This window comes from Nonomuraea sp. NPDC003707, assembly GCF_053587055.1.
Genome location: NZ_JBSFNK010000106.1, coordinates 1 through 6,228, shown reverse-complemented (window position 1 = coordinate 6,228; position 6,228 = coordinate 1). Strand labels below are relative to the sequence as shown.

Sequence of the window (6,228 nt, the reverse complement as noted above, 5' to 3'; positions counted from 1 at the left end):
ATCACCCACCTCCACCACACCGGCGTCACCACCTACCTCGAAATCGGACCCGACACCACCCTCACCGCCATCGCCCCCCACAACCTCCCCACCACCACCAACAGCAGCCACTTCACCCCCACCCTCCGCAAAAACCACCCCGAAACCCACACCCTCCTCACCGCCATCGCCACCACCCACACCCACAACACCACCACCACCCCCAACTGGGCCACCCTCATCCCCCACGCCACCACCACCGACCTGCCCACCTACCCCTTCCAACACCACCACTACTGGCTCGAAGCGCCCTCGATCGTCACGAACGTCGACGGGCTGGGCCAGGCCCCCGCGGACCACCCCCTGCTGGGCGCCGCGGTGGAGCTGCCCGATCAGGGCGGAGTGGTCCTGACGGGGCGGATCTCGGTCGCCGCGCATCCGTGGCTGGCCGACCACGCGGTGGGGGAGAAGGTCGTGTTCCCCGGCACCGGGTTCGTGGAGCTGGTGGTGCGCGGGGCCGACGAGGTCGGTTGCTCGGTAGTGGAAGAGCTGACGATCGAGACGCCGCTGGTGATCGAACGGGACGAGTCGATCCTGATCCAGGTGGCGGTGGCCGCCGCCGACGAGGAAGGCCGGCGCGAGGCGACGGTCTACGCCCGCAGCGGTACGCGGCCATGGACCCGTCATGCCGCCGGGATCGTGGCCACGGCGGACAGCGGCGACGCGGCGGGCTTCGACTGGAGCCAGTGGCCGCCGCCAGGAGCGCAGGCGGTGGACGTGTCGAACCACTACGAGACGCTGTCCGCCGCAGGGTACGGATACGGACCGGCGTTCCAGGGACTCAAGCGAGCCTGGGAGCACGACGGAGAGGTGTTCGCCGAGGTGGAACTCGGCGAGCGGGAGGCCGCCGAGGCCGGCCGGTACGGTATCCACCCGGCGCTGCTGGACGCGGCCCTGCACGCCATCGGCGTGGCCGAGCGACTCTCCGACGACTCGAAGATCACGCTGCCCTTCGCCTGGACCGACGTGCGGCTGCACGCCTCCGCCGCCAGTCACCTGCGCGTACGCCTGCGCCGCGCCGACGACGGCGCCGTGACCCTGGAGACGGGCGACTCCGCGGGACAGGCCGTGGCCTCCATCGGCTCGCTGATCCTGCGGGAGCTCGCGGATCAGAAGCTGACCGCGACCGCGTCCTCGTCGTCGCTGCTGCGCATGGACTGGGTGCCGCCGGCGAACGACCTCGCGGACACCCCGGTGGGCGACGTTGCGGTGGTGGGCGAGCGGTGGCCCGCTCTGGCGGCGGCGATCGAGTCCGCCGGCGGTGGTGTCGAGGAGTACGCGGGCGCGGCGGCGTTGGGTGACGCGGTCGCGTCCGGGCAGGCTCTTCCCGCCGCCGTGGTCATGCGCCTGCAGGGGGCTCCTGCCGGGCAGGACACGCTTCCGGAGGCGCTGCGGTCGGAGCTGGACCGGGTCGTGAGCGTGCTGCGTGATTGGCCGGCCGATGAGTGGCTGGCCGAGACCCGGCTGGTGCTGGTGACCACGGGTGCGGTGACGACCGGTACGGAGGCCGGTAGCGCCGGCGGTGGTGCTCTGGTCGAGGCGGCGGTGTCGGGCCTCGTGCGCTCGGCGCAGGCCGAGAGCCCCGGCCGGATCCTCCTGGTGGACGTCGACGACGCGGCCGATTCGCTCACCGCGCTGGCCTCCCTCCTGAGCGTGGAGGACGAGCCGCAGCTGGTGGTGCGGGCCGGCCGGGTGCTGGTGCCCCGTCTCACCCAGGCGAACACCTCCGGCGAGCTCCCGACGCCCGACGGACCCGACGGCTGGCGGCTGGACAGCCCCGCCAAGGGCTCCATCGACGGGCTGACCTTGATGTCGGCCCCCGAAGCCGGCCGGGACCTGGCCGCCGGTGAGGTGCGCGTGGACGTCCGCGCGGCCGGCCTGAACTTCCGCGACGTGCTCAACTCCTTGGGCATGTACCCGGGTGAGGCCGGAGCGATGGGCGTCGAGTTCGCCGGCGTCATCGCCGAGGTCGGGCCCGGGGTGGACGGGCTGAGCGTCGGCGACCGGGTGATGGGCATGGGCGAGGGGACGTTCGGTCCCCGCGTGGTGGCTGATCACCGGATGATGGCGAGGATGCCGCAGGGGTGGAGTTTCGCCCGTGCGGCGTCGGTCCCGGGAGCGTTCGCGACCGCCTGGTACGGGCTGGTCGACCTGGCCGGGCTCAGTCACGGCGAGCGCGTGCTGATCCACTCCGGTGCAGGTGGGGTCGGCATGGCGGCCATCCAGATCGCCCGGCACTTGGGCGCGGAGGTCTTCGCCACCGCCTCACCCGCCAAGCAGCACCTGCTGCGGGCGCTGGGCGTGGCCGACGACCACATCGCCTCCTCCCGCGACCTCGACTTCGCCGACGCCTTCACCACGGTCACCGGAGGTGAAGGGGTGGATGTGGTGCTCAACTCGCTGGCCGGCCCGTTCACCGACGCCTCCCTCAACCTGCTCGCCCCCGGCGGGCGGTTCATCGAGATGGGCAAGACCGACCTGCGTGACCCGGCGGACGTCGAGAACAACGGAATCCGGTACCGCAGCTTCGACCTGATGGACGCCGGACACGAGCGGATCGGGCAGATGCTGGCCGAGCTGCTGGACCTGTTCGCGGGTCAGGAGCTTGCGGGTCTGCCGGTGCGGTGCTGGCCGGTGCGGCAGGCTCGGCAAGCCTTCCGGCACATGGCCCAGGCCCGCCACACCGGCAAGATCGTCCTGACCATGCCGCGCGCGCTGGATCCGGACGGCACGGTACTGATCACGGGCGGCACGGGCGGTCTGGGCGCGATCCTGGCCCGCCATCTGACCACCGAGCACCAGGTCGGGCATCTGCTGCTGGCCTCCCGCCGAGGAGACCAAGCCCCCGACGCCGACCAACTCCGCACCGACCTGGAAGCAGCCGGCGCAACGGTCGAGATCACCGCGTGCGATCTGTCCGACCCCGAGCAGGCCACCGCGCTCCTCGACCGCGTCCACACCGAACATCCTCTGACGGCGGTCTTCCACGCCGCCGGAGTGGTGGACGACGGCGTGATCGACTCGCTCACCCCGGACAAGATCGACCGGGTACTGCGGCCCAAGGCGGACGCCGCCTGGCATCTGCACCAGGCCACCAGCCATCTCGACCTGGCCGCGTTCGTCCTCTACTCCTCCTCGGCCGCGACCCTCGACAGTGCCGGACAGGGCAACTACTCCGCCGCCAACGCCTTCCTCGACGCGCTCGCGATCCACCGCCACGCCACCGGCCTGCCCGCACAGTCCCTCGCGTGGGGGGTGTGGGCACCGGAAACGGGTGGCATGACGCGCCGGTTGGGCGACATCGACCTGGAGCGGCTGTCCCGTTCGGGGTTCACCGCGATGGGCGCCGCCGAAGGCATGCAATTGCTGGACGCCGCCCTGACCATGGCGGAGCCCTTCCTCGTACCGCTGCCCATGGACGCCCGTGCTCTCGGCGCCCGCGAGGACGGCATCCCCGCCGTCCTGCGCGGCCTGGCGCGCACCCCCGCACGCCGTACCGCCCAGAGCGCGCAACCCGCCTCGGACGGCGAGTCGGCGCTGCAGCAGCGCCTGGCCGGGCTGCCCCCGGCCGAGCAGGAGCGCATGCTGGTCTCGCTGGTACGTACGGAGGCCGCCGGCGTGCTGGGACACGCCTCCGAAGAGCACGTGGATCCGGACAGGAGCTTCAGCGAACTCGGATTCGACTCCCTGACATCGGTGGAGCTGCGTAACCGGCTCGGCAAGGCCACCGGACTCCGGTTGCCGGCGACGCTGATCTTCGACTACCCCAACGCGGTCGCCATCGCCGAGTACATGGGCAGCCAGCTCCTGCCGAAGAAGGAACCGGCCGAGTCGCAGGTGCTGCAGAGCCTGGACGAGCTGGGCCGGCTGCTGGGCAAGATCGCCATCGATGTCGAGGCGCGGTCCGAGATCACCGTTCGCCTGCAGAAGCTCATGGACGAGTGGCGCGGCGACCGATCCGGAACGGACGAGGAGAGCAAGGTGCGCACGGCGAGCGCCGACGAGCTCTTCTCGCTGATCGACCAGGGCCTTTAGGTCCCCCAGGAAACGCAAACTCGAAACCCCTTAGGGAAGGCGGGACGGCATGGCTGACGAAGAGAGGCTCCTCGCGTACCTGCGGCGAGTGACCGAGGATCTCCAGCAGGCCAACCGACGTTTGCGTGAGGTCGAGGAGAAGGAGCGCGAGCCGATCGCGATCGTGGCGATGAGCTGCCGCTACCCCGGCGGGGTGAACTCGCCGGAGGACCTGTGGAAGCTGCTGCTGGAGCGCGAGCAGGGGATCGTCCCGTTCCCGAAGGACCGGGGCTGGGACCTGGAAGCGCTGTACGACCCCGACCCGGACAGCAGCGGGACCACTTACGCGCGCTCGGGCGGGTTCGTCGAAGGGGCGGACGAGTTCGACCCCGCGTTCTTCGGGATCAGCCCGCGTGAGGCCGTGGCGATGGACCCGCAGCAGCGGCTGGTGCTGGAGGTCTCGTGGGAGGCCCTGGAGCGGGCCGGCCTCCATCCGGCTTCGTTGCGCGGCACCTCCGCGGGCGTCTTCATCGGCGCCTTCGCCAACGACTACGAGGTGGGCCGAGGCCCCCTGCCCGAGGGCAGCGAGGGTTACCTGGGGACGGGCAACTCCAGCTCTGTCATCTCCGGCCGGGTCGCGTACACGATGGGCCTGGAGGGGCCGGCCGTCACGGTGGACACCGCCTGCTCCTCCTCGCTCGTCGCCATCCACATGGCCTGCCAGTCGCTGCGCGCCGGAGAGAGCACGCTCGCGCTCGCGGGCGGTGTGACGATCATGGCCACGCCGGAGCTCCTCGTGGACTTCAGCCACCAGCGCGGCCTGGCGCGGGACGACCGCTGCAAGGCGTTCTCCGACGAGGCCGACGGCACCGTCCTGGCCGAGGGTGTCGGTGTGCTGGTGCTGGAGCGGTTGTCGGATGCGGTGGCCGCCGGTCATCGGGTCTTGGGGGTGATCCGTGGGTCGGCGGTCAATCAGGACGGGGCCAGTAATGGTTTGACGGCTCCGAACGGTCCTTCGCAGGAGCGGGTGATCCGTCAGGCGCTGGCCAATGCGGGGTTGTCGGGTGCTGAGGTGGACGCGGTCGAGGCGCATGGCACGGGGACCGCGCTCGGTGACCCCATCGAGGCGCAGGCATTGCTGGCGACGTATGGGCGGGATCGGGGTGCGGCCGAGCCGTTGTGGCTCGGGTCGGTGAAGTCGAACATCGGTCACACGCAGGCTGCTGCGGGGGTGGCCGGTGTGATCAAGATGGTGCTGGCGATGCGGCACGGTCTGTTGCCGCAGACCCTGTACGTGTCCACGCCCACGACTCATGTCGATTGGGAGCAGGGTCAGGTTCGGCTGTTGGAGCAGTCGCGGGACTGGCCGGAGCCTGCGGACAGGCCGCGGCGGGCGGGTGTGTCGTCGTTCGGCGTGAGCGGGACGAACTCGCACGTGATCGTGGAGCAGGCTCCCGAACCGGAGCCGCAGGAGGAGGAGTCCGGGAGCGCTCCTGTGATCTCCGGTGTGGTGCCGTGGGTGGTGTCGGGGCGCGGTGAGGAGGCGTTGCGCGCTCAGGCGTCCCGGCTGGCCGAGTACGTGGTGGCACGGCCGGAGTTGCCGGTCGGCGAGGTCGGGCTGTCGCTGGTACGCACGCGGCCGGTGTTCGAGGACCGTGCCGTCGTCATGGGCGCCGACCGGGAGGAGCTGCTGGGCGGGCTGCAGTCGCTGGCGGCGGGGGAGCCCGGTGCCGGGGTGGTGGCCGGTTCGGTGTCGGGTACGGCGTCGGGGCGGCGGGAAGCGGTGCTGGTGTTCCCCGGTCAGGGGGCGCAGTGGGCCGGGATGGGGGTGGAGCTGGCGCAGGCGTCGCCGGTGTTCGCCGCCCGGCTGGAGGAGTGCTTCGCCGAGATCCGGCGGTGGGTGGACTGGGACCCGGCCCAGGTCCTGGCCGACGCCGATGGGGCGGGGCTGGACTCGATCGAGAGACTGCAGCCGGTCGCCTTCGCGGTCGGAATCGCGCTTGCCGAGCTGTGGGAGTCCATCGGCGTCCGCCCGACGGCGGTAGTGGGCCACTCGCAAGGTGAGGTGGCGGCAGCCTGCGTGGCCGGGGTGTTGTCGCTGGCCGACGCGGTGCGGGTGGTCGTGTTGCGCAGCCGGTTGTTCGCCGCCGAGTTGTGGGGACGTGGCGCGATCGC

Annotated in this window: 2 protein-coding genes; both read left to right on the top strand. The window is 71.4% G+C overall.

Annotated features, from left to right (window positions below; translation table 11 throughout):
• Nucleotides 1–4,074 (top strand): SDR family NAD(P)-dependent oxidoreductase (locus ACWDRB_RS67520; protein WP_449912788.1); only part of this gene is annotated, 4,074 nt, incomplete at its 5' end.
• Between the two features lie 49 nt (nt 4,075–4,123).
• Nucleotides 4,124–6,228 (top strand): type I polyketide synthase (locus tag ACWDRB_RS67515; RefSeq protein ID WP_449912787.1); only part of this gene is annotated, 2,105 nt, incomplete at its 3' end.